The 25491-nt window shown below is 56.5% G+C and carries 28 protein-coding genes; 12 read left to right on the top strand and 16 right to left on the bottom strand.

The window, feature by feature from the left end; translation table 11 throughout:
* Nucleotides 1-10: 10 nt before the first annotated feature.
* Nucleotides 11-340, bottom strand: coding sequence for a hypothetical protein (locus tag F3J44_RS00325; RefSeq protein ID WP_167269882.1), 330 nt, complete (start codon nt 338-340; stop codon nt 11-13).
* Between the two features lie 145 nt (nt 341-485).
* Between F3J44_RS00325 and F3J44_RS00320 the strand changes: the two genes are divergently transcribed.
* Nucleotides 486-1649, top strand: coding sequence for an AAA family ATPase (locus F3J44_RS00320; RefSeq protein ID WP_167269880.1), 1164 nt, complete (start codon nt 486-488; stop codon nt 1647-1649).
* A 143-nt stretch (nt 1650-1792) separates the two neighbouring features.
* Here the strand turns inward: F3J44_RS00320 and F3J44_RS00315 are convergent, their stop codons facing one another.
* Nucleotides 1793-2149, bottom strand: coding sequence for a hypothetical protein (locus F3J44_RS00315; protein ID WP_167269878.1), 357 nt, complete (start codon nt 2147-2149; stop codon nt 1793-1795).
* 275 nt (nt 2150-2424) lie between these two features.
* Between F3J44_RS00315 and F3J44_RS00310 the strand changes: the two genes are divergently transcribed.
* The 9 genes from F3J44_RS00310 to F3J44_RS00270 all read left to right on the top strand — a co-directional run bounded on the left by F3J44_RS00310 (nt 2425) and on the right by F3J44_RS00270 (nt 10621).
* Nucleotides 2425-5457 (top strand): autotransporter outer membrane beta-barrel domain-containing protein, encoded by a 3033-nt coding sequence (locus tag F3J44_RS00310; RefSeq protein ID WP_167269876.1) that lies wholly within the window; start codon nt 2425-2427, stop codon nt 5455-5457.
* Between the two features lie 193 nt (nt 5458-5650).
* Nucleotides 5651-6061 carry an NUDIX domain-containing protein gene (locus F3J44_RS00305; RefSeq protein WP_167269874.1) on the top strand — a complete coding sequence of 137 codons (411 nt, stop codon included), beginning with the start codon at nt 5651-5653 and terminating at the stop codon, nt 6059-6061.
* 665 nt (nt 6062-6726) lie between these two features.
* Entirely contained in the window at nt 6727-7404 is a 678-nt protein-coding gene (locus F3J44_RS00300) for an SOS response-associated peptidase (protein ID WP_167269872.1), read from the top strand.
* 136 nt (nt 7405-7540) lie between these two features.
* Nucleotides 7541-7747, top strand: coding sequence for a DUF6434 domain-containing protein (locus tag F3J44_RS00295; protein ID WP_167055391.1), 207 nt, complete (start codon nt 7541-7543; stop codon nt 7745-7747).
* A gap of 316 nt (nt 7748-8063) precedes the next feature.
* Nucleotides 8064-8627 (top strand): isochorismatase family protein, encoded by a 564-nt coding sequence (locus F3J44_RS00290; RefSeq protein ID WP_167269869.1) that lies wholly within the window; start codon nt 8064-8066, stop codon nt 8625-8627.
* A 376-nt stretch (nt 8628-9003) separates the two neighbouring features.
* On the top strand, nt 9004-9246 hold the full coding sequence (locus F3J44_RS00285; protein ID WP_167269867.1) for a hypothetical protein: 243 nt from the start codon (nt 9004-9006) through the stop codon (nt 9244-9246).
* A gap of 221 nt (nt 9247-9467) precedes the next feature.
* A complete protein-coding gene (locus F3J44_RS00280; RefSeq protein WP_167269781.1) occupies nt 9468-9644 on the top strand; it encodes a DUF6434 domain-containing protein in 177 nt (58 codons plus the stop codon).
* 399 nt (nt 9645-10043) lie between these two features.
* A complete protein-coding gene (locus F3J44_RS00275) occupies nt 10044-10286 on the top strand; it encodes a hypothetical protein (protein ID WP_167055394.1) in 243 nt (80 codons plus the stop codon).
* A 71-nt stretch (nt 10287-10357) separates the two neighbouring features.
* On the top strand, nt 10358-10621 hold the full coding sequence (locus F3J44_RS00270; RefSeq protein WP_167269865.1) for a DUF3077 domain-containing protein: 264 nt from the start codon (nt 10358-10360) through the stop codon (nt 10619-10621).
* A 447-nt stretch (nt 10622-11068) separates the two neighbouring features.
* Here the strand turns inward: F3J44_RS00270 and F3J44_RS00265 are convergent, their stop codons facing one another.
* The 8 genes from F3J44_RS00265 to antA all read right to left on the bottom strand — a co-directional run bounded on the left by F3J44_RS00265 (nt 11069) and on the right by antA (nt 16969).
* The gene (locus F3J44_RS00265) at nt 11069-11269 is read right to left on the bottom strand and encodes a hypothetical protein (RefSeq protein ID WP_167269863.1); all 201 of its coding nucleotides are present in this window, start codon (nt 11267-11269) and stop codon (nt 11069-11071) included.
* Nucleotides 11270-11648: 379 nt separating this feature from the next.
* Nucleotides 11649-12104, bottom strand: a complete 456-nt coding sequence (locus F3J44_RS00260; protein WP_167269861.1) for a lysozyme inhibitor LprI family protein — start codon at nt 12102-12104, stop codon at nt 11649-11651.
* 176 nt (nt 12105-12280) lie between these two features.
* Nucleotides 12281-13087, bottom strand: a complete 807-nt coding sequence (locus F3J44_RS00255) for an NYN domain-containing protein (RefSeq protein ID WP_167269859.1) — start codon at nt 13085-13087, stop codon at nt 12281-12283.
* Nucleotides 13088-13276: 189 nt separating this feature from the next.
* A complete protein-coding gene (locus F3J44_RS00250) occupies nt 13277-13477 on the bottom strand; it encodes a hypothetical protein (RefSeq protein WP_167269857.1) in 201 nt (66 codons plus the stop codon).
* A 201-nt stretch (nt 13478-13678) separates the two neighbouring features.
* Nucleotides 13679-13984 carry a hypothetical protein gene (locus F3J44_RS00245; RefSeq protein WP_167269855.1) on the bottom strand — a complete coding sequence of 102 codons (306 nt, stop codon included), beginning with the start codon at nt 13982-13984 and terminating at the stop codon, nt 13679-13681.
* Between the two features lie 55 nt (nt 13985-14039).
* Nucleotides 14040-15059, bottom strand: a complete 1020-nt coding sequence (gene antC / locus F3J44_RS00240; RefSeq protein WP_167269853.1) for an anthranilate 1,2-dioxygenase electron transfer component AntC — start codon at nt 15057-15059, stop codon at nt 14040-14042.
* Between the two features lie 13 nt (nt 15060-15072).
* A complete protein-coding gene (gene antB / locus F3J44_RS00235) occupies nt 15073-15564 on the bottom strand; it encodes an anthranilate 1,2-dioxygenase small subunit (protein ID WP_167269851.1) in 492 nt (163 codons plus the stop codon).
* Between the two features lies 1 nt (nt 15565).
* Entirely contained in the window at nt 15566-16969 is a 1404-nt protein-coding gene (antA, locus tag F3J44_RS00230; protein WP_167269849.1) for an anthranilate 1,2-dioxygenase large subunit, read from the bottom strand.
* Nucleotides 16970-17358: 389 nt separating this feature from the next.
* Here antA and F3J44_RS00225 point away from each other — a divergent pair, with 389 nt between their 5' ends.
* A complete protein-coding gene (locus tag F3J44_RS00225; RefSeq protein WP_167269847.1) occupies nt 17359-18354 on the top strand; it encodes an AraC family transcriptional regulator in 996 nt (331 codons plus the stop codon).
* 88 nt (nt 18355-18442) lie between these two features.
* On the opposite strand, the gene F3J44_RS00220 is transcribed toward F3J44_RS00225, so the two are convergent.
* The 5 genes from F3J44_RS00220 to kynB all read right to left on the bottom strand — a co-directional run bounded on the left by F3J44_RS00220 (nt 18443) and on the right by kynB (nt 23292).
* Nucleotides 18443-18664, bottom strand: coding sequence for a hypothetical protein (locus F3J44_RS00220; protein WP_167269845.1), 222 nt, complete (start codon nt 18662-18664; stop codon nt 18443-18445).
* Nucleotides 18665-18957: 293 nt separating this feature from the next.
* Nucleotides 18958-19812: a tryptophan 2,3-dioxygenase gene (gene kynA / locus F3J44_RS00215; protein WP_167269843.1), complete on the bottom strand. Its 855-nt coding sequence runs from the start codon at nt 19810-19812 to the stop codon at nt 18958-18960.
* 51 nt (nt 19813-19863) lie between these two features.
* Complete coding sequence (locus F3J44_RS00210) at nt 19864-21294, bottom strand: amino acid permease (protein WP_167269841.1); 1431 nt, start codon at nt 21292-21294, stop codon at nt 19864-19866.
* Nucleotides 21295-21385: 91 nt separating this feature from the next.
* On the bottom strand, nt 21386-22636 hold the full coding sequence (gene kynU, locus F3J44_RS00205) for a kynureninase (protein ID WP_167269839.1): 1251 nt from the start codon (nt 22634-22636) through the stop codon (nt 21386-21388).
* A gap of 11 nt (nt 22637-22647) precedes the next feature.
* A complete protein-coding gene (kynB, locus tag F3J44_RS00200; protein WP_167269837.1) occupies nt 22648-23292 on the bottom strand; it encodes an arylformamidase in 645 nt (214 codons plus the stop codon).
* A gap of 127 nt (nt 23293-23419) precedes the next feature.
* Between kynB and F3J44_RS00195 the strand changes: the two genes are divergently transcribed.
* Nucleotides 23420-23899, top strand: a complete 480-nt coding sequence (locus tag F3J44_RS00195) for an Lrp/AsnC family transcriptional regulator (protein ID WP_167070024.1) — start codon at nt 23420-23422, stop codon at nt 23897-23899.
* Nucleotides 23900-23963: 64 nt separating this feature from the next.
* Here the strand turns inward: F3J44_RS00195 and gpmI are convergent, their stop codons facing one another.
* Nucleotides 23964-25484 (bottom strand): 2,3-bisphosphoglycerate-independent phosphoglycerate mutase, encoded by a 1521-nt coding sequence (gene gpmI / locus F3J44_RS00190; protein WP_167269835.1) that lies wholly within the window; start codon nt 25482-25484, stop codon nt 23964-23966.
* Nucleotides 25485-25491: the final 7 nt, after the last annotated feature.

The raw sequence follows: 25491 nt of genomic DNA, 5'->3' as shown, positions 1-25491 counted from the left end.
CTCGGAACGGTCAGTCCACCCGCACGAACTCGTTCTTGGCCATGTCATTGCCGCCCACGCCTTCCAGGCGCTTGCCGCCATCAAGCACGCGAACGTTGATCAACGCCTGGCCGTCCTTGTTGCGCGCAACTACCACATCACCCTTGCGCTCCCATTCATCAACCTTGACCTTGCTGCCGTTGGCGATGATGTAGTCCTTGGAAAACTCCCAGGTTTGTTTGGGCGCCTTGAAACCCATCACGGTGGTGGTGGCTTCGTAAGTGCCTTCAAGGGCGTCGTTACCGCAGCCGGCCAGTACCAGGAACGGCAGTGCCGCGAGTGCAAACTTGAAATTACGCATAGGATGTCCTTATCGGTGGATAAACAGTAAGCGAATGCTCTGACCCACAATCAAATATTTGGTTTCACAGCCGTGGCTTTAAGGCTGGTTTCACGGGCCTGCTTCGCCCACAATCGACCGCCTGGTTCACGCTGGGACGCACCGCATGCTCACTACCCTCGCCATCGGCAATTACCGTTCTATCAACCACCTGGTGCTTCCGCTGGGCCAACTCAACCTGGTCACCGGCGCCAATGGCAGCGGCAAGTCCAACCTGTACAAAGCCCTGCGCCTGCTTGCCGAAACCGCCCAGGGCGGCGTGGTCGAAGCCCTCGCCCGCGAAGGCGGGTTGGACTCCACCTGGTGGGCCGGGCCGCAAACCAGTGCCCGGATGAAGCGCGGCGAAGTGCCCATTCAAGGGCAGCAGGCGAGCGAGTCCAAACGCCTGCGCCTGGGCTTCGCCACCGAGGATTTCGGTTTCTCGATCTCCCTCGGCCTGCCGATGCCCCTGCCCTACCCGACTGCCTTCATGCTCGACCCTGAGATCAAATGCGAAGCCATTTGGGGCGCTGGTGCCTACCGCCCTGCCTCGCTGCTGGTCGAGCGCCGGAACGCCCTGGTGCGTGCCCGCGAGGGCAACCGTTGGGCGGTGCTCGACCAGCATGCCGACAGCGGCGAGAGCTTCTTCAACATCGTCGGCCGGCCCCGCCAGGCGCCAGAGATCGGTGAGTTGCGTGCCTTCATCAACAGCTGGCGGTTCTACGACCACTTCCGTATCGACCGCGACGCCCCGTGCCGCCAGCCCCAACTGGGCACCCGCTCGCCGGTGCTGCACCACGACGGCCGCAACCTGGCCTCGGCGCTGCAAACCATCATCGAGATCGGTGAAGTGGAAGACTTGGTGGCCGCGCTGGAAGACGCCTTTCCCGGTAGCCGCCTTGAGGTCGACGCCCCACCAGGCGGGCTGTTCAGTGTTCGGCTACATCAGCACGGCTTGTTGCGGCCACTGGGCGGCGCCGAGTTGTCGGATGGAACCCTGCGTTACCTGCTGTTGATGGCCGCCTTGCTGACGCCACGGCCACCGTCGCTGATGGTACTGAACGAACCGGAAACCAGCTTGCATGCCGATTTGCTGCCGGCCCTGGCACGGCTGATCATTCGGGCCTCGCAGCGCAGCCAGGTATGGGTGGTGTCGCACAGCCGGCCACTGATCGAGGCAATCACTGCGTGCGAGGGCTGCAATGTGCTGGAGTTGGAGAAGCACCAGGGGCAAACGCAGTTGCGGGGCGTAGGGTTGCTGGATGAGCCGTTGTGGCGGTGGGTGGATTGAGCTAGATAACCAGCTATCCGCTCATATGACGGCTCCCACACTGTTTGACGCAGGTTCCCCTAGTTGAGGAAGAGCGTGTAAGAGCCCATTTCGCTGAGACAGAACCAATAGGGCCACTAAAAATCAACGAATTCGAATCGGTATTATTTGGCCCGAAGTGCGGTTGGCAGTGGCATGATTTCGCAAACTGCAGTGCCTCCAGAGATATCCTCTACGACTAATACCTTCATCTTCGCTGGAGTGAATCCGAGCAGGCAATTCTCCCCGAACAGTGCAGTGAAGCGAGCAAGTCGGGTATCACGGGTAACGTCGCCGCTCATTCTGCCAGTCTCATGACCCGCGCTATCAGTGGATACGACCTCAATCCGCTCACGGCCTTTGTCGTTGTAGACATGATAAAAACCCTGAGTAACCTTGTTTCCGTCTATCGACGAGGCATCAACGTGCGCAGTATTTGTTAGGGTGAGGATACCCGCTAGGGCAAAAAGGTAATGACGCATGATCACTCCATGATGTGTTGAAAAGGAGCGAGCATACACTTACATCAAGGCCATATGCCACCATCCTGAGCTACCGCTCAAACCGTTCATAACAGCAAATTAGTTCCGCGGACATCACTAATTACGCTGCCAGCGCACCCCGTCCACATAACCTAGGACATGCGTACTATTCTCATTGCGGCCAACCCTCCCGATACTTCCAGCCTTAATCCGTTGCACATAAGGAACGCCAAGCCCCCCGGAGCTTGGCATTTAATGGAGTATCCAGAACCGCCATGAATCCCTTATTCAGATTATCCCCGCTCGCCTTTTCGATCACCCTCGCCCTGCTGCCAAGCGCCCACGCGGCGGACTATGAGCTCAACAGCGGAGAGGACACTTTCAGCAGCGACCGAGCCTACGATGGCTCGATATTGCTGCGCCCCGAAAACGGCGCCAGCGCCAGCCTGACCATCAACAACGGCGCTGAAGTCACCACCAAGGGCGGGCGAATCGGTGGCAGGCAATCCTCCAACACAGCCGACGCTGCATTGGCCACTGTTACGGTCACAGGCCCAGGCACCCGCTGGATCGTGCCACGTACCACGGCCGTACTGGGCAATACCATCGTCATCGGCGGCGCCGGCCAGGGTACGCTCAACGTGCTGGACGGCGGGCTGGTGTCGGTGCGCGACCTTCAGCTCAGCGACAATGGCAATACCGGCAATGCGTTTTCCCGGGCCAACTTGCTGGTGCGCGGCCAAGGCGCGAAGGTGGACGCAGTCAACGTGACCTCCGGCGGCACCTTTCTCTACGACTCACGCATTACCCTGCAAGATGGCGGGCAGCTTGCCAGCGAGCGGGTGGCGATCAACTCGATCAGCGAGCTGTCGGGCGCCAACACACGCTGGGACAACACCGGTTCTTTCAGAAACCGCAACGACCTCAGCCTGAGCGATGGCGCAGTGCTGACCAGCGACTCGATGGAGCTGGGCTCGGCCAACCTTGGCCGCGAAACCGTGGTCAGCGTGTCTGGCGAAGGCACGCGCTTGGCCACCCGCACGCTGCTGGTGGGCAACACCACCAACAGCACCAACCTGGTGCTGGCCAATGGCGCCGAGCTGAGCAGCAGCGAAGGTATCGACATCAGCGAGCTGACCAGTATCAACTCAGCGGCACGCGGCACCCTGAGCATCGGTGGCCAGGCCACCCGGGACCCGGCCCGCACTGATATCGACGGCCTCTCGGCCGGTGCCGCGCAAGCCGCCGGCCGCCTCGACCCGCTAACGGCGATCCGCTTCGGCGCAGGTAGCGGCGCGCTGGCGTTCAACCATACCGACAGCGACTTGCAGGTCAGCAACAGCATCAGCGGCGCGGGCCGGGTGTATGCCTTCAGCGGCAACACCACGCTCAGCGGTGACCTCACCGGCCTGTCGGGCAGCACGGTGGTGCGTGGTGGGCGCCTGGTGCTGGCCGGCGACGTCGACCAGACCAACCCTCGCGGCACCTCGCTGCTGAGCATCGGCAACGGCACCTTGGTGGTGAACGGCACCGTCGGCCATACCGACAGCCTGGGCAATTACAGCAACCGCGCCGAAGTACTCGACGGCGGCGTGTTGGCCGGTACCGGCCAAGTCGGCAATACCCAGGTGGCCTCCGGCGGTACGCTCTCCCCGGGTGAAGGCGCACTGGGCACCCTTTCGATCAACGGCAACCTGGAGATGGCCGCCGGTTCGCGATACGCTGCGGACATCGCTGGCGACGGCGGCGCCGACCGCGTCAACGTCACTGGCACGGCGACCCTGCGTGGCACCCGGGTCGACGTCACCACGCTCAATGACGCACAAAGCTACCAGACCGGCCAAACCTACACTCTGCTGGCCGCCCAGGGCGGCGTAGTCGACGGCGCTGCCGCCGGCACCGCCTATGCCGAGGCGTTCACCAACTCGGCGTTTCTCAACGTCAGCTTGCAACGCACGGCCAACGAGTTGAACCTGACCATCGCGCAGAAAACCACTACGCCGGAGCCTCCGGTTGAACCGCCTGTAGAGCCACCGGTCGAGCCGCCAGTGGAGCCGCCAGTGGAGCCGCCCGTTCAGCCCCCAGTCGAGCCACCGGTTCAGCCTCCGGTCGAGCCGCCCGTAGAGCCACCGGTTCAGCCCCCGGTCCAGCCGCCTGAAACAGGCGGGCCGGCCACCCCTGGCATCTTCCAGACGGTAGCGCTCACCGGCAACCAGTGGAACACCGCAGGTGCGCTTAGCGAGCTTCAGCAAAGCGGCGACCCGCTGCGCCTGTACAACAACTTGCTGGTGCTGGATGCCGACAGCGCACGCAATGCCATCGACCAACTCTCCGGCGACTACCACGGCAGCACCGGCACTGCGTTGATCGCCAACAGCCAGGTGGTTTCCGGCGCCCTGAACACCCGCCTACGCAGCCTGCTCGACAGCACGGCCGTGCGCATGCCGCTGGGTGCATCGAACTTCATGCCCGCCACCCCTGATTCCCAGGCCGGTGCCTGGGCGCAGGTGTTCGGCAACTGGTCGCGGCTGGACGGCAACAATGGCGCCGGCGGCCTTCACCAGCGAACCGGCGGTGTGCTGGTGGGCGCTGACGGCAGCATTACCCCGGACTGGCGTGCCGGTGTGTATGGTGGCTACAGCCGCACCAAGTTCGATGCCGACGACCGCGATGCCAAGGGCCACAGCGACAACTACCACCTGGGCCTGTACACCGGCGCTCAACTCGATGCCCTGCGCCTGAGCGCAGACGTTGGCTACACCTGGCACAAGCTGGACAGCAAACGTAACGTGGCCTTCGCCGGGTTCGACGACCACCTGAAGAGCAAGCGCGACGCCAACACCTTGCAAGCCAGTGGCGAAGCGGCCTATCGCATTGGTTTGGGCGAGGTGGCGTTGGAGCCGTTCGTGGGCGTTTCGTATGTGAAGTACGATGCCGACAGCTTCCGTGAAAAAGGCGGTGCTGCGGCGTTGAACGTGGCCAGTGAAAAGCAAGAAACCTGGTTCTCTACACTGGGCATGCGCGCTTCAACCCACACCCGCGTGGCCAGCCACGACACCCAGGTGTACGGCTCGCTGGGCTGGCGCCGTGCGTACGGTGACCTGGACCCACGCAGCACCCAGGCCTTGGCCGGCGGCCCGGACTTCGAGGTGCAGGGCCTGGTACAGACGCGCAACGTGGCGATGACCGAGCTTGGGGCGAAAGTGAAGTTGAACCGCCAGACGGATGTGGGGCTGTCGTACCAGGGCCAGTTCGGTTCCGGCACGCGCTTCCACTCGGTGAATGCAGGTATCACGGTTCATTTCTGAGCCAAACGGCGCATCGCGAGCGCTGCTCGCTCCTACGAGGCTGCACTGGCCTGGTAGGAGCGAGCGCAGCTCGCGATGCGCCGCCCAGCGGCGCTCTATCGCCCTGCAAATCAAACCCTCTTCTGGTTCTGATCCCAGCCTGCTTCCCTTATGCTTCCCGCCCCACCAATGTTCTGCAAACAGGCCTGACAGCATGGAAGCCGATAAAGCTTGCCCCGTCGTTCTACGAACCCGCGAAGCGCTGGAAATCCTGGCGTTCGAGCACCCACTGGCAGGCTTGCAACTGGTCAAAGGCAGTGTCGAACCCGATGAGCCCACCGAACTGGCTGCTGTGCGAGAGTTAAAGGAAGAAGCCGGCATCCGATCCACAGCCACCCGCAATCTGGGGCAATGGCGCTCCCGCGTTACCGGCCACCTATGGGCATTTCATGAATGCCATGTCGCCCAGGACCTGCCCACCACCTGGGTGCATTTTGCAGAAGATGATGGTGGCCATGAGTTCAGGTTTTTCTGGCACCCGCTCATGAGCGAACCGTCTGACCAATGGCATCAGGTTTTCAAGGACGCCTTGGCCTTTATTCGAACAACGCTGTCAGGCGCCTAACCCTTCCCCCCCGTAGGAGCGAGCGCAGCTCGCGATGCGCCGCCCCGCGGCGCCTAACTACGCAGCCTGCTATGAACTTGACAATATTCAGGTGAGTTAACCAAAAACCCTAGCGTACCAGTATGCATCCTTGTTACCAAAGAACCAAGACTCATTAGCCTTAGTCATAAGGCACTGCAACTGCGTCATATCAGTTTCATACCTGTAGCTCACCGCCAGCAGTTCGTGAAGGTCCATTTTTGAAACCGGCGACTTTATGGAAATTCTTATTTCGTTCCCCACCCCTAACACCTCGGATACACACTTGATATTTCCTAATCTAGTAAAAAACGACTCCTCATCCATTGGAGAAAGGAACATTACATCTTCAAAGCACAACGTTTTCATTTTTCCGCCTGGTTATCCATTTCCGTGTTCATCTGCGCCAGATTTTCTAACATTCCCATAGGCGCCACTACCAGCGCGAAGCTGGGCTCAGCGATCACTGCTCCATCGCTGCCTCCAATGATAGAGGCAAAACGATTTCACACACTTCTGGTAACTGCAGTCCAGATACAACAGCCCAGCACGGGCTGAGCTTCATGTTGCAGGGGTATCCAAATTAAGGGGTAGCTACGGATGCTTAACAGGTCAGCGGCTATCCTGAAGTTTCTTAGGGAGGGCGTATGTGCGGAAGGCTGACGCAGTACCGAGGCATCCACGACTTCGTGGATACCCTGAGCATGCCGGAAGTATGGCGCAACAACGTAGGAAACCAGGCGCTTGGTAGGTACAACGTCGCGCCAAGTACGCCGGTGGCAATTCTACGGATGGATGACGCAGGCCCGAGGGCAGACCTGGTGAGGTGGGGATGGCGCCCGCATTGGGCAACCGATCGCGCTGCGCCGATCAATGCCCGGGTCGAGAAGGTAGCCCACGGCCCATTCTTCCGGGCCATCTGGCCGCATCGGGCAGTCACGCCCATTGATGGCTGGTACGAATGGGTGGACGAAGGTGGCGCCAAGAAACAGCCGTACTACATCCGGCGCCGCGACGGGTGCCCTGCCCTGTGCGCGTCGATAGGGCAGTTCTCGAGCGGTGAGCACGACGGGTTCGTGATAATCACCGCCGATGCCCAGGGCGGCATGGTCGATGTGCACGACCGAAGGCCTGTCGTACTGTCGCCAGAGCTGGCCCGAGCGTGGATAACAGCAGTGATGCCTGGCGAGCATGCCGAGCAGATGGCGCTCAATCTGGGTGAGCCGGCAGAGGCTTTTGAGTGGTACCGCGTGAGCACAGCCGTTGGCAATGTGCGCAATCAAGGTGCTGACTTGATTACGCCGTTGGATCCCACGGCATTATAGGTTCGCTCGCACGCCAGGCCTTTTAGCCGGTGATCTTCTTGTGCTGGTTGTCCATTGTCGGTCCCAAAAGCGCATCAGTGTATTGTGGCGCGAGCAGTGCTACGCTCCGGGCGACTTCCCCTCCAAGGAAATGGACATGAGCTTTGACTGGCATGCTGGGCCAATCACCCGCGCTACACCAATCGACACCCGCTACCGAAATACGCAGAAGGTCCGGCAGTTCCTGGTGAGCGAGTGCGGCGGGGCATTCAAATTTGATCGGGCTTTTATGGCATGGATCAAGAGCGGCGCCCCAGCCACGATGGGTGACGTTGCAGATCAATGGCTGCGCCTGCATTCTTGATTGAGGCAGCATCCTATTCGGGACCTCCACACTAACGCCGATCATCAGAAAGCGGAGTTTGCTCGTCCGCTTCCGGAGATATCCTAGCCCGTCGGGCTTCGCTGTCGCGCAGGGAACTTTGCCAACTGGGGCGCCGAAGTGCCCTGTAGGAGCGGGCTTGCCCCGCGAACACCGGCGAAGCCGGTGCCATGCACCGCGTCGCTTGCTTCGCGGGTCAAGCCCGCTCCTACAGAGTCCTTTTTGAATCAAATAGCAGCTCGCCCCGTGGCGCCTGATTCACACGTTCCAGGCATCCATCTCAAGGAAACAACCTCATATGAAGGAACAACCTGCCATCCCTCTAGTCATCCTCGACGTCCAGGATGCCATCGATCAGCCCGTGTGGAATAACAAAAGTCACCCCAACTACGTGTCCGTGATCCAACGCCTTTTGCAGCATTGGCGGTCAAACGGCTGGCCTGTCCTTCACGTAAAACATGATGAAAAAAAACCCACGTCCACCTACCACGTTCATGGCCCCTGGAATGGAATCAAGAAAGAGGTAGCCCCATTAGAAAGCGAGGCCGTCGTCATTAAACATGAGAACTGCGCATTCATCGGAACCCAGTTGCACGCCCTTCTCACAAGCCTGCAAGCCAAACGCTTTGTGCTAACGGGGGTCGTGATTCACAACAGCATGGATGCCACCATCCGGGCCGGGAAAGCGCTTGGGTATGAAATCATTCTGCCCGCGGATGCAACCACCGCTGTGCCCGTCACTGGACCACATGGCCAGTGCTGGGATGCCCTCACCGTGTATGAGATGACCCTCGCCATACTCGGCAGCGGATATGCCCAGGTCACGACATCAGACGATGTGGTCGCACAATTTGGCCGGTGACGCGGAGCGCGCTTCAAGGGCGTGTCGACGGCTCGATGTCAGGCCCGGCGTTACATGCTGTTACGTCTAACGGCTGAAAAAATCAGAATTTGGCCCTTTCTTGTAGGGCATTTCCCAAAGATACTCCCGGCGGCTGTTATCCGTTGCACATGCCCAACGTAGATCCTAGTCTCGGCTCGTTGCTGCAAATTCAGCGACCGGTTTTGACGGACCGAATACGCTGTCCTCATGTGCACACGTTTATGGTGGCTGTACGTGCGGGCACCCTGTGGTGCGCCGAGTGCCAACGTCTCGGTCCGTCAACCCGCGTACAGCTACCACCCATTGCTTGACGGCATGGCTGTGGTAGTTCCTTCCTCTACGTTGGAGCTTTACCATGCTAAAGATCGTCCCCGATCCCCCCCTCGACAAGCTTACCCTCGAAGACACCCTCATCCAGGCCACGGACTATGCGCTCTGCGCAGCTACCGTGGTGCATCAGGCCTTGCTGCTGCAGCCTGAATCCCCAGCGTCAATTTTGATGATGACCTCGATGCATGAAATGGAGGCCCTGCGCGCTTTGCTCGAGTCCGCGCTGCTCCAAGTTCAGACGCCCACTGAGCCACGGACTTCGCACTAAGGGTATGCCTGCGCTGGTCTATCCATGAAGACAGGCCAGCCCACAAAACGTAATGTCAGGAAGATTGAGCGATGAGCAGATGCCGAGTTGGGCATGAAGCGCTGAGTTTTCTGCCATGCTGGGTGGAGCATGGCCCCACTTCGAAGGTGCTCCACCCAGTGGCCTAGCTGACCAGAAGCTACCAGGTCTTCGGCTCTGACTTCTTGTATGAGCCCCCAGTCATGCACTTCTCCACCAAGGAAATGGACATGAGCTTTGACTGGCATGCTGGGCCAATCACCCGCGCTACACCAATCGACACCCGCTACCGAAATACGCAGAAGGTCCGGCAGTTCCTGGTGAGTGAGTGCGGCGGGGCATTCAGATCAGACGATGTGGTCGCACAATTTGGCCGGTGACGCGGAACGCGCTTCAAGGGTGTATCGACGGCTCGATGCCAGGCCAGGCGTTACATGCTGTTACGTCTAACGGCTGAAAAAATCAGAATTTGGCCCTTTCTTGTAGGGCATTTCCCAAAGATACTCCCGGCGGCTGTAATCCGTTGCACGTGCAAAATGTGGACTCTAGTCTCGGCATGTCGTTGCCATTCAACGACCGGGTTTAGCCGCCCGAAATCGTCGGACACCACAGCCTTGCAACACCGAGTAGTCGGCAGTTGCACCTTTCATGGCGGCTGTACGGGGGGCACCTTCGGGTGCGCCGGGTGCCTGACGTCCCGGTCGGCTAACCCGCGTACAGCTGCCACCAATTCGTTTAGCCGCGGTTGGTGGTAGCTCCATTACGACAGGAGCCATACCATGCTAAAGATCGTTCCCGACCCGCCCCTCGACAAGCTTACCCTCGAAGACACCCTCATCCAGGCCACGGACTATGCGCTCTGCGCAGCTACCGTGGTGCATCAGGCCTTGCTGCTGCAGCCTAAATCCCCAGCGTCAATTTTGATGATGACCTCGATGCATGAAATGGAGGCCCTGCGCGCTTTGCTCGAATCCGCGCTGCTCCAAGTTCAGACGCCCACTGAGCCACGGACTTCGCACTAAAGGTATGCCTGCGCTGGTCTATCCATGAAGACAGGCCAGCCCACAAAACGTAATGTCAGGAAGATTGAGCGATGAGCAAAGACGACACCCACTTCACTATCGGACAAACCACTTTCTACCAAGGTGAAAACCAAACCCATCCCCTCTTCCGTATCGAAGCGGGAATCCCTTGCCAGTTTGCCAGGGAGCAAGCGTCGGAGTTGATGGGCTATGCACGGGACCTGAGCATCGATGGTTTGATGGAAGACAAGCCACAGTTGATATGGGCCTCCCACTACCTTTGCGCAATGGCCAAGGCGCTGTTGGATGATGCCGAGTTGGGCATGAAGCGCTGAGTTTTCTGCCATGCTGCCGGTTAGCCTTTCAGCGCTGCCCGCTAGCGCCCAGCTACGTGTCTTGGCTGAAATGCAAAGCGATCGCCAGGGCCGCGACAACTAACACGACCTCAGCCACGAGGTACACGCCGTAAAAGTCTTCCGAGAACATTCCTAAGCTTCCGCTAGCAGTTATTGATCTTGTAAGCCGGAAAGCCTCGCATTCGCGGCGCCACGATCAGAGTAGTAGGGCCGCTCAGAAGTTCATCGAATTTTCCACGCTGCCCGCCAGCGCCGTTCTCGCCCAAACGAAAACGCCGCCTTGAGTTAGGCGGCGTCGGGGAATGCTCGTTAGAAATCAGCCATGAGCGCCGCCGATGGCGCTGGCCAGAGCGAATAATTCATGGAAAGAATCAGAAGGTGAGGCTGTCGCAGCATGACAACCATCACCAGGTCAGGCCAGATCACTCAGCGCAACCGATCTCGCTTGTTGCGGTTCCATGTAATGGTCTGGCTCACAAAGTCTGCGAATGGAAGCAAGCCTTTCCAGACGATCGAGTGCACCAGCACCCCACCAATAAGTCCGGGAATTCCCCAGATCATCTCAGCGGCAAGCGTGAACACAATGCAGGCAATGCCGCTGGCAAGTCGAAATAAAGCCATTCCCATCACGTCGCCTCGAAGTCCATTTCCGCCAACTGGGGATAATGGCACTGATGGCGTTGTGCTTCCATTAAGTTTCTCGCCAGAGAGGGTGCTCCTTGTCGCCGAGATCGACTACAGCGACACGCTGTTCAGGGCCTCATCAGCATTGTCGACAGTATGGGTGGTGATGGGCGCTGCCTTTGACGCCTTGGTCGCGGCATTCCCGCCTTACTGGTCAGCCCATCAAGGCGCTTGTTGCGCTCAGCCATGTCGGCAGAAACCTCCGCCCGCTCGCCGGCTTTCGTTAGCCTGTCCAGAACTATTGCGGCAGAAATTGCATCGCCTGATTCGACTTTGACACCTAGGTGTAACGACTGAGATTGAAGAGCAAAAGACCGCAGGCTCACCACCTATCAAGTGCATCCAGGCGTTGAATTTGATGCTTGTATTCGCACACAAGCTGATAGGTTGAGCTCGCTGTCCCGGTAACCAAGGCACCTACCACACCACAGTCTGCTTTGACGTACAATTCCCACGCTGCCTGCGCCTGTGGAAGCAGGGCCGGAACGCTTGCTGGAACTACGCCCTGTTCAGCGTCTTGCTGAGTCCGAACGAGCCTTCCCTGATATTTCTGTGTCACGGCATCGCTAGCTGTTTCAAGCATCGCCAACGCGCACATTTCGCTGTCGTTTGTCGTGTGTGTATTTGGACTCTTCAAACACTGCTGCCACTCTCCTTCCAGCTTCGCCGCGAACTGGCGCACTGCCGCGTCCAGTGCTTCTTCCCGGCCAACATCAGCGTGCGCTGCGCCCATTGCCATCCACGATCCCAGACAGATCGCTTTATACAAACTCTTCACGTGCCTCTCTCCTTGAGATGTCTATTCCAGGCCCGCAGGGTGCGGCAAAAAGAAACTGTGCGCCACGAAAAGGCGCTCAGTTATTTTGTGGCCCACACCTACCATAGCCGAACGTCCCTACCTTTATCTCATAGTCTCCGGGCAGGCTGAGGTGCTTGCTCGACGCCCCTTCAGGCCTATTTACCTGGCTGCTTATGCCGGACGTATAACGCCCCCGCGCCCCCTGAGGCTGGGCGAGCCTGGAGTTCAAATGCATGCGAATGCCCTTTAATCAGATCGCTCAGCTTTTTGAAGCCGTGAGTGCGAGGGTCAAATTCTGGTCTCAGTTTGGTGATGTTCGCGCCCAATAGCCCTAGATTCGTCCATCCATCTTCGTCAGCTATGTCGTCAAGAATCTTGGCGATGAAGCTCACAGGCGCTTTTGGTTTCTTTCTCGCTTCCAGCTTGACCGTAGTTTTGCTGGCAATGGTCGCATCAGAAGCTGAGTCAACCTCAGTAGTTGGCAATTCTTCGCTGGGGCTAAGGATGTCCTCACGCAGCAACTCAGTGAACACGAACTTGTCGCACGCTGCGACAAAAGGCCTAGGGGTCTTCTCTTCGCCAAACCCGTAGACGGTAAGCCCCTCCTCTCGCATCCTCGAAGCCAACCGCGTGAAGTCGCTATCACTGGAAACCAGGCAGAACCCATCGAAACGGCGGGTATAGAGGAGATCCATTGCATCGATTATCAGTGCACTGTCGGTTGCGTTTTTGCCCTTTGTATAAGCGAACTGCTGGATGGGCTGAATGGAATGATCGAGCAGAACCTTCTTCCAACCTCCCAACTGGGGTCCAGTCCAGTCGCCGTAAATCCGCTTCACGCTCGCGACGCCGTACTTTGCTATTTCCTCAAAAAGCCCTTCCACAATCGCGGCAGGTGCATTGTCCGCGTCAATGAGGACAGCAAGGTGTTTTTGTGAGCGGTTCGACGCGATAGTGGCCATATGTCTTCCCTGAAAAAGGGGTAACCATACCGCCGATCGCTTGGAGAAATCACGCTCGATAAGCAAAAAGCCCAGCGTGGTGCTGGGCTTAGGATGAAACCGACCACTAACCTCGAAGTCGAAAGCATCTCGAAATATGCAGATCAGATTCAGGCAGCCCTGAAAGTGAAGTGATATATCTGTGCCGCACTAACCTGCGGCACACCTACCCTTCCCCGCCATTTCGGCGTGGGCATGCGCATGCAGAATGGCGTCGAGCAGACGCTGAGGTAGGTCGGCGGCCTTGACCTCATCGATCGCCTTGATCACTGCGGCGTCAAGCGCATTAGTAGCGGCTACCACGTTCGCAGGAAGCGGCAAGACGTGGCGCAGTCGCGTCACGTTGCTCATGCTTGATCTTCGAGAAACGCCACTAACGACTCATCATTTTAACTGTCAGAACCTCAAGTGGATTAGTACCACCCATCAAGCGCACGAAGGCGTTGAAGCGCATGCTTGTACTTGCACATGAGGGCGTAGCCAGACCGGGCGGTTCCTGACACGGCAAGCGCTACGTGATGTGCGCCTTGCTGAACATCACCACCGGCGACGTCAGGGATGACGACGCACATTCGTCGGATGACTCCGATACGACAGAAATGCGAGCCCAGGCGTTAAACGACATCCTTGCCCAAGTCGAAGCAGCCGCCACGCCATACTTGCCTTTGGGCTGCACTTTCTGCGCTTCGACGAACTTACTGTTGTAGCCTCGCCAATCCCTACAATGCTGTCGCTACAATGGAACTTCAGCAACACCAGGGTTTGCCCCCTCATCGTACGCATGGCAAGTGTGTGAGGACGAATCGTTGGCAAGTCAACAATCAACACTTCGATTCGCTGAACAACAGGAGCTCTCATAGCTTTTCCTCTCTCAAGAATTCAATGAAATACCAAGCGACTGCAAAACCGAGCGCTAGGTATTGCTTTCGGTAAATTTCTCGAAGTAGAGCGTGCTATGTTCCAACCCGTGCGTAGTCCTCCACTCTTTGACTGACTCAACCATAGGGGGTGGCCCACAGAGATAGATGTCGTGCTCTGTCCTGGAAATAGTATCGACACAGAGATGCTGATTTATGTAGCCGGATTTGCCTTGCCACTCAGCATCCGGTTCGCTGACAACAAGGTGATACTCGAAGCCGGGGATGGTGTCTGTGAAGCTGTTCAGCCTATCCAGCTCACACAGATCCACAGCGCTGCGCACCCCATAGAAAAGCGTGACGTCCTGGCCGATAGGTGCTTGAGATATCTGGTCGAGCATCCCCAGAAATGCCGAAAGCCCCGTTCCCCCAGCAACCATGATCAAGGGGTTCTTCACCTTGCGAAGGTAGAACGCCCCAAGCGGTGCCTCCACCATCACGCAGTCACCTACGGCGCAGCGCTCGCGGATGTAATCACTCATCACGCCGCTGGGCAGGATACGGATCAAGAACTGGAGGGTCGTGCTACCAGGTGCGGAGGCGAATGAGTAGGAGCGCCAGTTCGCTGTCCCCGGCACCTGAAGCCTGGCGTATTGGCCAGGGAGGTAATCGACCAAGGCTGCCACAGACGACACATCCAGGTGCAGCACCGCCGTGGTGTCAGAGACTCTGTCGACTTTAACCACCACGCCTTCAATTTGCCGAGTCGGTGGCGCTGAGCACAGGGTCGAATCGAAGTCGAAGTAGAACGCGGCATCTGACGAGACCTTCGTTTGGCAGGTCAGCACCTTCCCTTGGGCAAGATCGTCGGCGCTCAGCGCGTCATCATCGACATAGTCCTGGGTGTAATTGCCAGAGTCACACCGACCTTGGCAGGTGCCGCAAACGCCCTCCCTGCAATCAAGCGGTATCTTGATTCCATTTTTCAAAGCGGCATCTAAAACACTTTCGACACCATTGGTTTCACAGAAGAATGTTTTACCATCTGCGAAGCTCAGTGCAATTTTATAAGACATGATAGACCCACTGTCAGAGATGGTAGAAATCCAATACCGAATTGATGGTATCGTTCAGCAGGACGGTAAACTTCCTGGCGATCTTCCACTGACCATTGACTTTGCGCAGGCGATAATCAGCCCGCCCAAAAAACTGCTCTGAAATCTGAAGCCGATGGTAAAGCGTCAACCAATTCAAGCTGACGCTCAGGTCCCCGCCCTCCACGGCTTCGAGCTGGATATTGCTGACCATGTGCAGGGTTCTGGGCATCGGGATGGTCGAAGCCGCCTTTCCTGTTCTGATACGGAACACGCGGTCTTCCAGACCACCACGGTTGGCGTAGTAGATGAGCGACATGCCTTTCTTCGGATCCGTGGTGTACACATGCTCCGAATCCCACTGAGGCAGGTGGAACTCGCTGTCCTCGGTGAACAGATCAATGTATTCGTCCCAGGACTGGGCATCACACAGCGCGGACTTTCGATAGAAGAATTGTTCAATCTCGTACTGAAGTTCACTGTTCATCTCAAACCTCACGGGCAATCAGTTGGGATTCGGCATGCTTCTTCTGCTCCAACCCGCGAAGCAGGAACTTCGCCCAATTGGAATGCTGATTGACATAGAGGCCTTCGTGGGTGAACTCGACACCCGTCATCGCGGGCTGAATGCCCAGGATTTTCGCACTGTTGATTGTGCCTTTCTCCCAGCGATCGCACCCTCGGGAGATATCGTTCCAACGCTCCAGACGGGCCTGGAAGCCTCGCTGGGCTTCTTTGAACTCCACCAGATCATCCGGCGTGCCCATACCTGAGACATTGAAGAAGTCTTCGAACTGGCGAATCCTGTTCTCCCGATCTGCGTCGGACTCACCTTTCACGCCCAAGCAGAAACTGTGAATTTCAGTTTTATTCCAAGCCAACGGTCTGATGATACGAAGCTGAGAGCTAATTTGATCCAAGAAGAACATACTTGGATAGACGTTCAAGTTACGAAGTCGGTGCATCATCCATTCAGCTTTGTCCTTGCCATACTCTTGAATGAGCCTTGGCATAATGGATGCGTAACCTGGCCTTACACTGGGGTTCGGCATATCGCTAAACAGCACGGTATGGCCATTTTCGAAAGCAAACCAGCCATCGTCTGTTTCTTTATCTCCGGCGCCAAGCTTCGAATAATCAAGCGTGTCGCTTGCCATAACACCCTTGGCAGAGTTTACCTGCTGACGATGCTGAACGGTGGCCACGTAGTTGTAATGCACCGTACTCACATGGTAACCATCAAGCCCGTTCTCATTCTGCAGCTTCCAGTTACCCTCATAGGTATACGCCGACTTGCCTGGTAGAACTTCAAGCTCCCCAGTAGGCGATTGTGCGACCATCATGTCGAAGAACACCTTGGCGTCACCGAGGTAATCTTCCAGAGAGTCCTTTCCGTCATTGTCAAGGCTTACGAATACGAACCCTTTGTAGCTTTGGATGCGGGCTTTCTTCAGGCCACGGGTTGCTTTGTCGAACCCTTCAGGATACTCCCCAGGCGCCTTCACCTTTACAAGGCGGCCATCACTCTTGTAACACCAAGCATGGAAGGGGCAAGTAAACGTGGACTGATTGCCCTTCATCACACGTGTCAGCGTAGTGCCACGATGCTGGCAGGCGTTGATCAGCGCGTTCAGATTTCCTTCACCATCCCTGGTGATAATCAGCGGCTGCCGCCCAGCTCGCATCGTTACGAAGTCATGTTTGTTGGGCAACTCACTCTCATGGCAGGCGTAGATCCAGTTCTTTTCGAAGATCAGCTCCATTTCCAAGTCATAGAGCTCAGGCTCAGTGAACATGTCTCGGGCAATTCGAAAAATACCCTCTACTGGACGAAAATCGATGCAGCTTTCTACAAAGCTCGTCCACTGTTCTGCGGTTCGGTAGGAGGACATCGCGGCAAGACCTCTGGCCATTAGGCATTGTTGTAGGTGTGCCTCCATTTAAAAGAATCATCTCAGCAGCGGTCTATCCACATATTCAACGATCATAATCCACATCCTGTGAACGTGAAAAAACAAGATGCCAATGATTATCATTATTCAGAATTTGTTTCGGTTGGTAACACGTTACCGCCGTGCAGCCGCAATGCTCTTTCCCACCCCAATGGCATAACTGGAAAGTTAGGCATTTCTGCTGCAAATCACTTTTAGATCGAGGGAAATCCGCCAACCTACCGAGCGCTATCCGATTTATTGCGATCGTCTATCCAGATAATTATGTCTCGGTGCTGGAACGAACTTTGCTTATTAATAAGCCAATAACAATAGCCGAGGTATCCGTGATGCCGGTCAATACCCTGCGCAAGCCTGTCCGTACCGAAATACATGATCTTGCTGAGGCACAGGCGTGGATGAGCGCCATCTGCGGGCCCCACATGCTGCGGGTAGATAAGCCTGCCCATGTGAGGTTCAGGCACCAGGGCAGAAGACTGGAGAGCCTGACGATCGGGCACATCGAATATGGCACTGAAGCGGTGATAGACATCAGAGGAGAGAATGCCCTCAACAGCTATAGTCTCAGCTTGCCGGATGAGGGATTTCAAGATTTGCACGTGCGGGGCTCGACTGTCCACTCAACTCCCGACGCGGGAATCATTCTCGGCCCGACCGGGGAACAGCATCTCACAATTGATGGAAATTGCCGAAAATTGCAAATAGCCATACCTGTTGACACTGTCAGCAGCGTCCTTGAAACCATCATCAAAAAGCCAGTCCATTCCCCAGTTGAGTTTCTCCCAATGATGAACGCAGTCGAAGGGAAAACAGGGTCTTGGTGGCGCATGGTAAAAAATGCGCTCCGGGAGATGGACAGTGACGATGGCCTGCTGGGGCATCCAGGTGTCGCGCTGAACTACTCGGAATTTCTTGTTCGCTGCTTGCTGATATCTCAACCCAATAGCTATACGCCCGAAATTGACAAAGCGCTGAGCCAGCACCTGCCAAACTACGTATTGAAGGCAAAGAAATTCATAGAGCTCAATGCCACGAATGACATCTGCCTGGAAGATATTGAACTCGTTGCCGCCGTACCTAAGTACAAGCTTTTCGAAAGCTTCAAAAAATATATTGGAACTTCACCAATGGCTTATCTCAAGCAATTCCGATTACTCGGAGTTAGGCGCGACATCCTACTTAGCCAAGACCATCGAAATATCGCGGAGATTGCAACTGCTTGGGGATTTTCTCACCTAGGGCGATTCTCAGCCGACTATCGCAAGCTGTTCAACGAGGCACCCAGCGAAACGCTGGCAAAGCATAGTTTTAAAGGTAGGCGATGACACAGGGCTGCAGCTGTAAAAAGACCAACCCCTTCTATGGAAGCTGGCCAAACGCCCAAAGGAGCACAGGCAAAACCAAATTAGAAAATCAGCCCTTTTTTTCCTGCGAAGCTTCTTCTTTTTGATTTTCATCTTCATGCTGTAGCTCAGGATTTGGCAGCAGCTTACCGTCCTTCCAAATGAAGCGTGGGGTAGGCCACGGCTGGTTATAGCCCAATTCGTTTTTGGCATTTTCCGCCAAACAAACGCATGCATTCGATAAACCGATTGATACCAGCATCACAACAACAGCTTTCTTCATCTTACGCATAACACCATCCATATTTGAGTACTCAAACCCCCATACCAGAGGTTTCAAGGCACCCAACGCTTCATACCGACAGCTCTCGCCGTGGTCACTAGCGCAGGTCTCCAAGGTGGTTGAATGATGCTCTAAAAACAGTCGAATTATCTTGTTTATTTGCTAACAAACACATTGGAATTGAAATTTTTTGCGAGCCAATCGCAGAAAATTGAAATATTATTCAAATCGTCGGTAGCTGAGCACGAGAAGCAGCCAAAAATATGCCCGCAAAAGGCGGGCACACTACCGGGTGCTATGACTTACATGTTGGTACGAAGACGCCATAGCTCAGGGAACAGCTCCTTATCCAGCATTTTTCGCAGATAGCCTACTCCTTCGGTGCCGCCGGTACCGGTTTTGAATCCGATGATTCGCTCAACCGTTGTGACATGGCGGAAACGCCATTGGCGAAGGGAGTCCTCAAGGTCAATGAATTTCTCGGCCAACTGGTAGAGATCCCAATAGCACTTGGGACCTTCATAGACTGCTCGCCAGGCATTCTCGACCGAGACGTTGTACTCGGTTGGTTTATCACTGACCAGATTCAATCGATCCGCGTCAATTTCCAGTCCTTGGCGAGCCATGGCCTTGACAGCTTCGTCGTACAGCGAAGGTGACTGCAGCTCAATTTCGAGCTTGCTCATAAGCTCACGGCGATGCGCATGGGGCTTCATCAGCGGGGTGCTTTTATTGCCGAGGATAAACTCGATCTCACGATACTGATAAGACTGGAAACCCGACGATTGCCCCAGGGACTCTCGAAATTCGGCATACTCACTTGGAGTCATGGTGGCCAGTACAGTCCAGGCTTGAACCAGTTGGTCAAAGATGCGAGACACCCTCGCCAGCATTTTGAAAGCTGGCTGAAACGCTTCCTGCTTGACCTTCTCACGCGCTGCTCTGAGCTCATGCAGCATGAGATTCATCCACAGTTCGGACGCTTGGTGCTGGATGATGAACAGCAACTCATTGTGGTTGTCGGACAGCGGATGTTGAGCGGTGAGAATTTTATCTAATCCCAGGTAATCCCCATAGCTCATGCTATCGGAAAAATTCAGCTGGGCATTGTGCCACTCACCCGACTCGGATGAGGCACTAAAAGGACACTGACTCATACATCACCTCAAACATTGATTTTTCAACTAATAATAAATATACAACCAGGCTTATTGGCTCACGTGAGCGGCTGGCTCGCTGACCACCGCGCTGCCCTCACCTTTTCTAGTTCGCGTGCGCAAGAAGACGCGGTAACAAACTGTCAGAATCAGCAGGAAGGGCAGCCCGAAGGTAAGTGTCATATTGAAACGCGGTACAAAAGCAGTGGTCACCAAGATGGCAAAAGTCAATCCAGCACCGACCAAGGTCCCCCATGGGTAGCCCCACATTTTAAAATCGAGTTTGATGCCGTGCTTTACTTGATATCGGCGGAAGCTCAGGTGGGTGATAAAAATCATCATCCAGGTGAAGATCGCACCGAAGATGGCGATCGACATCATCAGCATGAACGACTGGCCTGGGAACATAAGGTAAATCGAAGTGGCTACTGCAATACCGGCACATGAAATGAGCAGTGCGTTCATAGGAACGCCACGCTTGTTCAGCTCCCCGAGCTTCTTCGGTGCATAGCCTGCTCTGGACAGGCTGAACATCATCCGGGTGGCCGTATACAGCTGGCTATTCATCGCAGACAACGCAGCCACCAGGATCACAAAGTTGATCGTTCCCGTGGCGGCTGGAATGCCGAGCTTGTTCATCACCAACACAAATGGGCTCTCAGTTCCTTGCGCAGCGACGTCCCACGGAGTCATCGCCAGGATCAGTGCCAGCGTGATGATGTAGAAGAAAAGCAGCCGAGCCATGGTCACACGGAAGGCATGCTTGACTGCCCTCTTCGGCTCCTCTGCTTCGCCGGCAGCCACGGCAATCGTCTCGATGCTCAGATAACTGAAGATGGCGACAATCAAGGCGACCCATACGCCACTCCATCCTCGGGGAAGGAAGCCGCCATGATCGACATAGTGATGGAAACCATACTCGGCATTGCTGCCCCCGAAGACCAACCAGGCACCCAGCAGGATGAAGGCCAGAATTGCCGCGATTTTTACTGCTGAGAAGAGGTACTCGAAATGCCCAAAGGCCTTCACGCTGATCGCATTGGTCAAGACCAGCAGACCCGAGAACGAGATGATCCAAACCCACCCTGGAACATCGGCGAACCAGTACTTCATGTACATCGCAATCGCGGTGACCTCTGTCCCAATCGCCAGCACGATTGCGGCCCAGTAGGAGTACCTGACGAGGAATCCAGCCAGGGGGCTCAAGTAGAACTCGGCGTACGCGCCGAATGAGCCAGAAGTCGGATGAGCAATGGTCATTTCCGCCAGGCATCCCATGAGAAGCAGGGCGATCACCGCGCCGATCCCATAGCTGATCAAGACCCCGGGGCCGGCAAAACTGATGGCGTAGCCACTCCCCATGAACAACCCGGTACCAATAGCGCCGCCAATGGCGATCATGCTCATTTGGCCAGGTGTGAGATGCCTTTTCAGGCCCTGCTCGCGATCGGATATAGCCGCAAAGCTTTTTTGATCCTGCATTTTATTCGCCTCGGTATATTGTCGTTGTAATAGCCGTTGGCCGCAGTGCCACGACCTGGTTGCCCAGGTCGCGGCGCAAACTAGGAGTCAATCAGGTGACTTTTTTCCGGGTCATGTGCTTGTCTGTACGCCATGACTCCGTGCTCAGTACCGAGTGCAATGCTTCGACCGCATCCCACACATCCACGTAGCGGGTATACAGAGGAGTAAACCCAAAGCGCATGATGCGAGGCTCGCGGTAGTCGCCTACCACACCCTTCTCAATCAACGCCTGCACCACCGCATACCCTTCTGGGTGCTCAAAGCTGACATGGCTGCCGCGATGCTGGTGATCAAGCGGCGTCACCAAGGTGAGAGGGAACTCTGCACAGCGTTCTTGAACGAGCTCGATAAAGAGGTCGGTGAGCGCCAGCGATTTCTTGCGCAAGGCCTCCATGGTGGTCTGCCCGAAGATGTCCAGGCCGCACTCGATCAAGGCCATCGAAGTGATCGGTTGCGTACCGCAGAGGTACCGGTTGATCCCGCTTGCCGGCTCGTAACCTGGCTCCATTTGGAATTGGCGAGCGTGCCCCCACCAGCCGGACAAGGGTTGATTGACCTTGTCTTGCAGCGCTGCCGACGTCCACACGAAGGCAGGCGAGCCTGGCCCACCATTGAGATACTTGTAGGTGCAGCCGATGGCGTAATCGGCATCGGCGCCGTTGAGGTCGATCGGGACGGCGCCAGCGGAATGGCACAGATCCCAGATCGTCAACGCCCCGCACTCATGCGCGAGTGCAGTGAGCTCTTTCATGTCATGCAGGTAGCCGGTCTTGTAGTTGACCTGCGTGATCATGACCACCGCCGTATCGGTCTGGATGGCTGCAGGCAGCTCTTCCGGAGAGTCGACCAACCGCAGGCTGTAGCCATCATCGAGCAGCTCGGCGAGCCCTTGAGCGATGTAGATGTCGGTCGGGAAATTGCTGCGCTCGGTGACAATAACTTTGCGCGAGGGATCAACGTCAGCCTGAACCTTGAGCGCTGCCGCCAAGACTTTGAAGAGGTTGATCGACGTAGTGTCGGTGACCACGACCTCGCCGTGGTTGGCGCCGATCAGTCCAGCGATCTTGTTGCCCAGCTGCTCAGGCAGGGCACGCCAGCCTGCTTCGTTCCAGCTACCGATCAGGCCATACCCCCACTCCTGCGCGACGACCTGGCGCGAGCGCTCCAAGGCCTTGACCGGCCTTGCGCCCAAGGAGTTGCCATCCAAATAAATAACGTTTTCGGGAAGACTGAACTGCTCATGGAACCGCCCCAACGGGTCGGTTGAGTCCATGGCCAGGTAGAGTTCACGCTTCTTCATATTATTTTCCTTTATTTAAAAGCAAGGCGACGCAGCACAGCTCGCACAGGGCTGGCGTCAAGGTTGGTAAACTTGAGTGGCAGGGCGATCAGCTCGAAATCTCCGACTGGAACGTCGTCCAGAACCAATCCCTCAAGGATGGCCATGCCGTACTTGGCGACGGCCATATGGGCATCCATGGTTTTGCTCGATTGGGGATCAAGTGAGGGGGTGTCCACGCCGATCAGGCACACGCCGGCAACAGCAAGCATCTCGATCGTCGCTGGGGCAATGGCAGAAAAGCTCACAGGCCATGCAGCAGTGGGGGCGCGATTGAAAGTACGAATGATGACCCTGCGCGGGACATCCGCCATGGAAGCAAACAGGTCTTCGGGCTGGACGATGCCTGTGACGTGGGTGCAATCGATCACCCGACAAGGTCCAATGTAGGGCTCTAACGACACCGCACCGATAGCAAGCCCGTCCGCACTGTAGTGGAGGGGAGCATCTGCATGAGCGCCGGTATGAGGCGACAGGGTTATACGCCCGACATTGACTGGGCAGTGATCATCAATCTTCCAGCAGCGCTCTTCTTGAAAGGGGGTATCCCCCGGCCACACTGGGGTATTCACATCCAGGGGTGCGCTGATATCCCAAATTTTTGCGTCTCCGAACATGCAGATCTCTTCCCTTCAGAACGGGAAAATGATGCTGCATTTCTGACGGAATTTTCGTGCATTCTCGGTTGCGCCACCGTCATTTTTTCGCAGAAAATGCGCAGAAGGATAGATAACGGAGAATTTTATGCAGGCTCGCCTTGACGCCATCGACGTACGGATTTTGCTGTGTCTGCAGCAGGATGGACGCATCAGCAATCAAGAGCTCGCGGAGAAAGTGGCATTGTCACCCTCCGCATGCCTGCGCCGTCTACGCCTGCTCGAAGACCAGGGCATCATCTTGGGCTACCGCCCGATCCTGGACTCGGAAAAGCTGGGTATCGAGCTGGAAGCACTGGTGCACGTGTCCATGCGCCAGAACGAGGATGGGTGGCATGAAAGGTTTGTAGAGCAGGTCAACAACTGGCCGGAGGTCGTCAAGGCTTGGATTGTCACGGGCCATAGCAACTACGTTCTCAAGGTGCAGGCGCGCAACCTCAAGCACTTCTCCGAGTTCCTGGTGAGCCGCCTCAACCGAACTAACGGCGTAACCGACATCCGCTCAGAAATCGTTCTGCAGACCATCAAGAACTCGGGCGGTGCATCGGCTCTACTCAGCCGAGCCTAGAAACTGCCTGGCATACCGCGCCTATCAGGACACTGCGTACACCAGGTCGATCGGATGCTGCTCGTCAAGGGGCGATCAGCACCTGGCCGGTCATCTCTTCCGGTACAGCCAAGCCCATGATGCTGAGAAGGGTCGGCGCCAAATCACAGAGCCGACCATTTTTGAGCGTGATGCCAGGCTGGCCGCCTACATAGATCAACGGAACCGGGTTAGTGGTATGCGCGGTGTGCACCTGCTCGGTAGCCGGATCCAGCATTTGCTCAACGTTACCGTGGTCGGCGGTAATCAAGCAGTGACCTCCGTTCTTCAACGTCGCTTCAACTACCCTGGCCAAGCACTGATCCAGAGTTTCCACCGCCTTGACAGCCGCGTCGAATAACCCCGTGTGCCCTACCATGTCCCCATTGGCATAGTTGCAAACGATCAGGTCGTTTTTCCCGCTGAGGATTTCCTCCTCCAGCCTGTCCGTAAGCTCGAATGCACTCATCTCCGGCTGCAAGTCATAGGACGCCACCAGAGGCGACTGAATCAGGATGCGTCGCTCCTCGTTGAACGGCTCTTCTCGACCACCGTTGAAGAAGAACGTGACATGGGCATATTTCTCGGTTTCAGCGATTCGCAGCTGAGTTTTTCCGAGGCCTGCCAGGTACTCTCCCAGGCTGTTCGAGATGGACTCGGGAGGAAACGCGCAAGGCCCATCCAGGTCATCGGAGTAACGGGTCAGCGTCAGCAGCCGTTCCTTACCAATCACTTGAGGACGAGCGAACGCATCAAATGCTGGCGAAATCAGAGCCTCGCAAAGCTGACGCGCTCGATCAGGGCGGAAGTTCATGAAGATGATCGAGTCATCTTCACCGATAGGCGCAGCCGCTCCGATCACGGTGGCCTGCACGAACTCATCGGACTCCCCTCGCTCATAGGCAGCCTGCAGAGCGTCACTGGCGGATAGAGCATGGTGTTCTGCTTCACCTTGAACGATCAGGCGGTACGCCGACTCAACACGACTCCAACGCTTGTCTCGATCCAGGGCGAAGTAGCGACCAATGACGGTTGCAATCCGACCACACTGCTGCAGAGCAAGCGCATCCTCCAGAGCTGATACCGACTCAGCTGCGCTCTTCGGAGGCGTGTCGCGACCGTCGAGGAATGCGTGCACGTAGACCCGCTCGACTCCCTCCCCTGCCAGGATCTGACAGCCAGCAATGATCTGGTCGATGTGGCTGTGAACACCACCCGGCGAAAGCAGGCCCATCACATGGATGGCACCGCCACGGGTCTTGGTGCCGCTAACCAGCTCCATCAGAGCTGGGTTGCTGGCAAATGAACCATCCTCAATGGCCTTGTTGATGCGGGTGAAGTTCTGATAAACAATCCGACCCGCACCGAGGTTCATGTGCCCGACCTCGGAGTTGCCCATCTGGCCATCAGGCAGACCCACCGCTAAGCCCGAGGTGGCAATGAGACTATGAGGGTAATGCTCGAACAACCCGTCCAGCGTGGGCGTGCGGGCAGCGGCAAAGGCATTCGCTTCTACCTCCGCCCGCACACCGATCCCATCCAGGATGATCAGTGTGCAGGTAGCCATCTCAGGT

This window comes from Pantoea sp. Tr-811, assembly GCF_011752535.1.
In the GTDB taxonomy this organism is placed as follows: domain Bacteria; phylum Pseudomonadota; class Gammaproteobacteria; order Pseudomonadales; family Pseudomonadaceae; genus Aquipseudomonas.
Note: the sequence above shows the minus strand (reverse complement) of the source record. Positions and strands in the feature narration are given on the sequence as shown.

What these genes read in the sequence shown, in the direction of transcription:
- F3J44_RS00325 (WP_167269882.1), bottom strand. Translation starts at nt 340, where the DNA reads ATGCGTAATTTCAAGTTTGCACTCGCGGCACTGCCGTTCCTGGTACTG.
- F3J44_RS00320 (WP_167269880.1), top strand. Translation starts at nt 486, where the DNA reads ATGCTCACTACCCTCGCCATCGGCAATTACCGTTCTATCAACCACCTG.
- F3J44_RS00315 (WP_167269878.1), bottom strand. Translation starts at nt 2,149, where the DNA reads ATGCGTCATTACCTTTTTGCCCTAGCGGGTATCCTCACCCTAACAAAT.
- F3J44_RS00310 (WP_167269876.1), top strand. Translation starts at nt 2,425, where the DNA reads ATGAATCCCTTATTCAGATTATCCCCGCTCGCCTTTTCGATCACCCTC.
- F3J44_RS00305 (WP_167269874.1), top strand. Translation starts at nt 5,651, where the DNA reads ATGGAAGCCGATAAAGCTTGCCCCGTCGTTCTACGAACCCGCGAAGCG.
- F3J44_RS00300 (WP_167269872.1), top strand. Translation starts at nt 6,727, where the DNA reads ATGTGCGGAAGGCTGACGCAGTACCGAGGCATCCACGACTTCGTGGAT.
- F3J44_RS00295 (WP_167055391.1), top strand. Translation starts at nt 7,541, where the DNA reads ATGAGCTTTGACTGGCATGCTGGGCCAATCACCCGCGCTACACCAATC.
- F3J44_RS00290 (WP_167269869.1), top strand. Translation starts at nt 8,064, where the DNA reads ATGAAGGAACAACCTGCCATCCCTCTAGTCATCCTCGACGTCCAGGAT.
- F3J44_RS00285 (WP_167269867.1), top strand. Translation starts at nt 9,004, where the DNA reads ATGCTAAAGATCGTCCCCGATCCCCCCCTCGACAAGCTTACCCTCGAA.
- F3J44_RS00280 (WP_167269781.1), top strand. Translation starts at nt 9,468, where the DNA reads ATGCACTTCTCCACCAAGGAAATGGACATGAGCTTTGACTGGCATGCT.
- F3J44_RS00275 (WP_167055394.1), top strand. Translation starts at nt 10,044, where the DNA reads ATGCTAAAGATCGTTCCCGACCCGCCCCTCGACAAGCTTACCCTCGAA.
- F3J44_RS00270 (WP_167269865.1), top strand. Translation starts at nt 10,358, where the DNA reads ATGAGCAAAGACGACACCCACTTCACTATCGGACAAACCACTTTCTAC.
- F3J44_RS00265 (WP_167269863.1), bottom strand. Translation starts at nt 11,269, where the DNA reads ATGGGAATGGCTTTATTTCGACTTGCCAGCGGCATTGCCTGCATTGTG.
- F3J44_RS00255 (WP_167269859.1), bottom strand. Translation starts at nt 13,087, where the DNA reads ATGGCCACTATCGCGTCGAACCGCTCACAAAAACACCTTGCTGTCCTC.
- F3J44_RS00250 (WP_167269857.1), bottom strand. Translation starts at nt 13,477, where the DNA reads ATGAGCAACGTGACGCGACTGCGCCACGTCTTGCCGCTTCCTGCGAAC.
- F3J44_RS00245 (WP_167269855.1), bottom strand. Translation starts at nt 13,984, where the DNA reads ATGAGAGCTCCTGTTGTTCAGCGAATCGAAGTGTTGATTGTTGACTTG.
- antC (WP_167269853.1), bottom strand. Translation starts at nt 15,059, where the DNA reads ATGTCTTATAAAATTGCACTGAGCTTCGCAGATGGTAAAACATTCTTC.
- antB (WP_167269851.1), bottom strand. Translation starts at nt 15,564, where the DNA reads ATGAACAGTGAACTTCAGTACGAGATTGAACAATTCTTCTATCGAAAG.
- antA (WP_167269849.1), bottom strand. Translation starts at nt 16,969, where the DNA reads ATGTCCTCCTACCGAACCGCAGAACAGTGGACGAGCTTTGTAGAAAGC.
- F3J44_RS00225 (WP_167269847.1), top strand. Translation starts at nt 17,359, where the DNA reads ATGCCGGTCAATACCCTGCGCAAGCCTGTCCGTACCGAAATACATGAT.
- F3J44_RS00220 (WP_167269845.1), bottom strand. Translation starts at nt 18,664, where the DNA reads ATGCGTAAGATGAAGAAAGCTGTTGTTGTGATGCTGGTATCAATCGGT.
- kynA (WP_167269843.1), bottom strand. Translation starts at nt 19,812, where the DNA reads ATGAGTCAGTGTCCTTTTAGTGCCTCATCCGAGTCGGGTGAGTGGCAC.
- F3J44_RS00210 (WP_167269841.1), bottom strand. Translation starts at nt 21,294, where the DNA reads ATGCAGGATCAAAAAAGCTTTGCGGCTATATCCGATCGCGAGCAGGGC.
- kynU (WP_167269839.1), bottom strand. Translation starts at nt 22,636, where the DNA reads ATGAAGAAGCGTGAACTCTACCTGGCCATGGACTCAACCGACCCGTTG.
- kynB (WP_167269837.1), bottom strand. Translation starts at nt 23,292, where the DNA reads ATGTTCGGAGACGCAAAAATTTGGGATATCAGCGCACCCCTGGATGTG.
- F3J44_RS00195 (WP_167070024.1), top strand. Translation starts at nt 23,420, where the DNA reads ATGCAGGCTCGCCTTGACGCCATCGACGTACGGATTTTGCTGTGTCTG.
- gpmI (WP_167269835.1), bottom strand. Translation starts at nt 25,484, where the DNA reads ATGGCTACCTGCACACTGATCATCCTGGATGGGATCGGTGTGCGGGCG.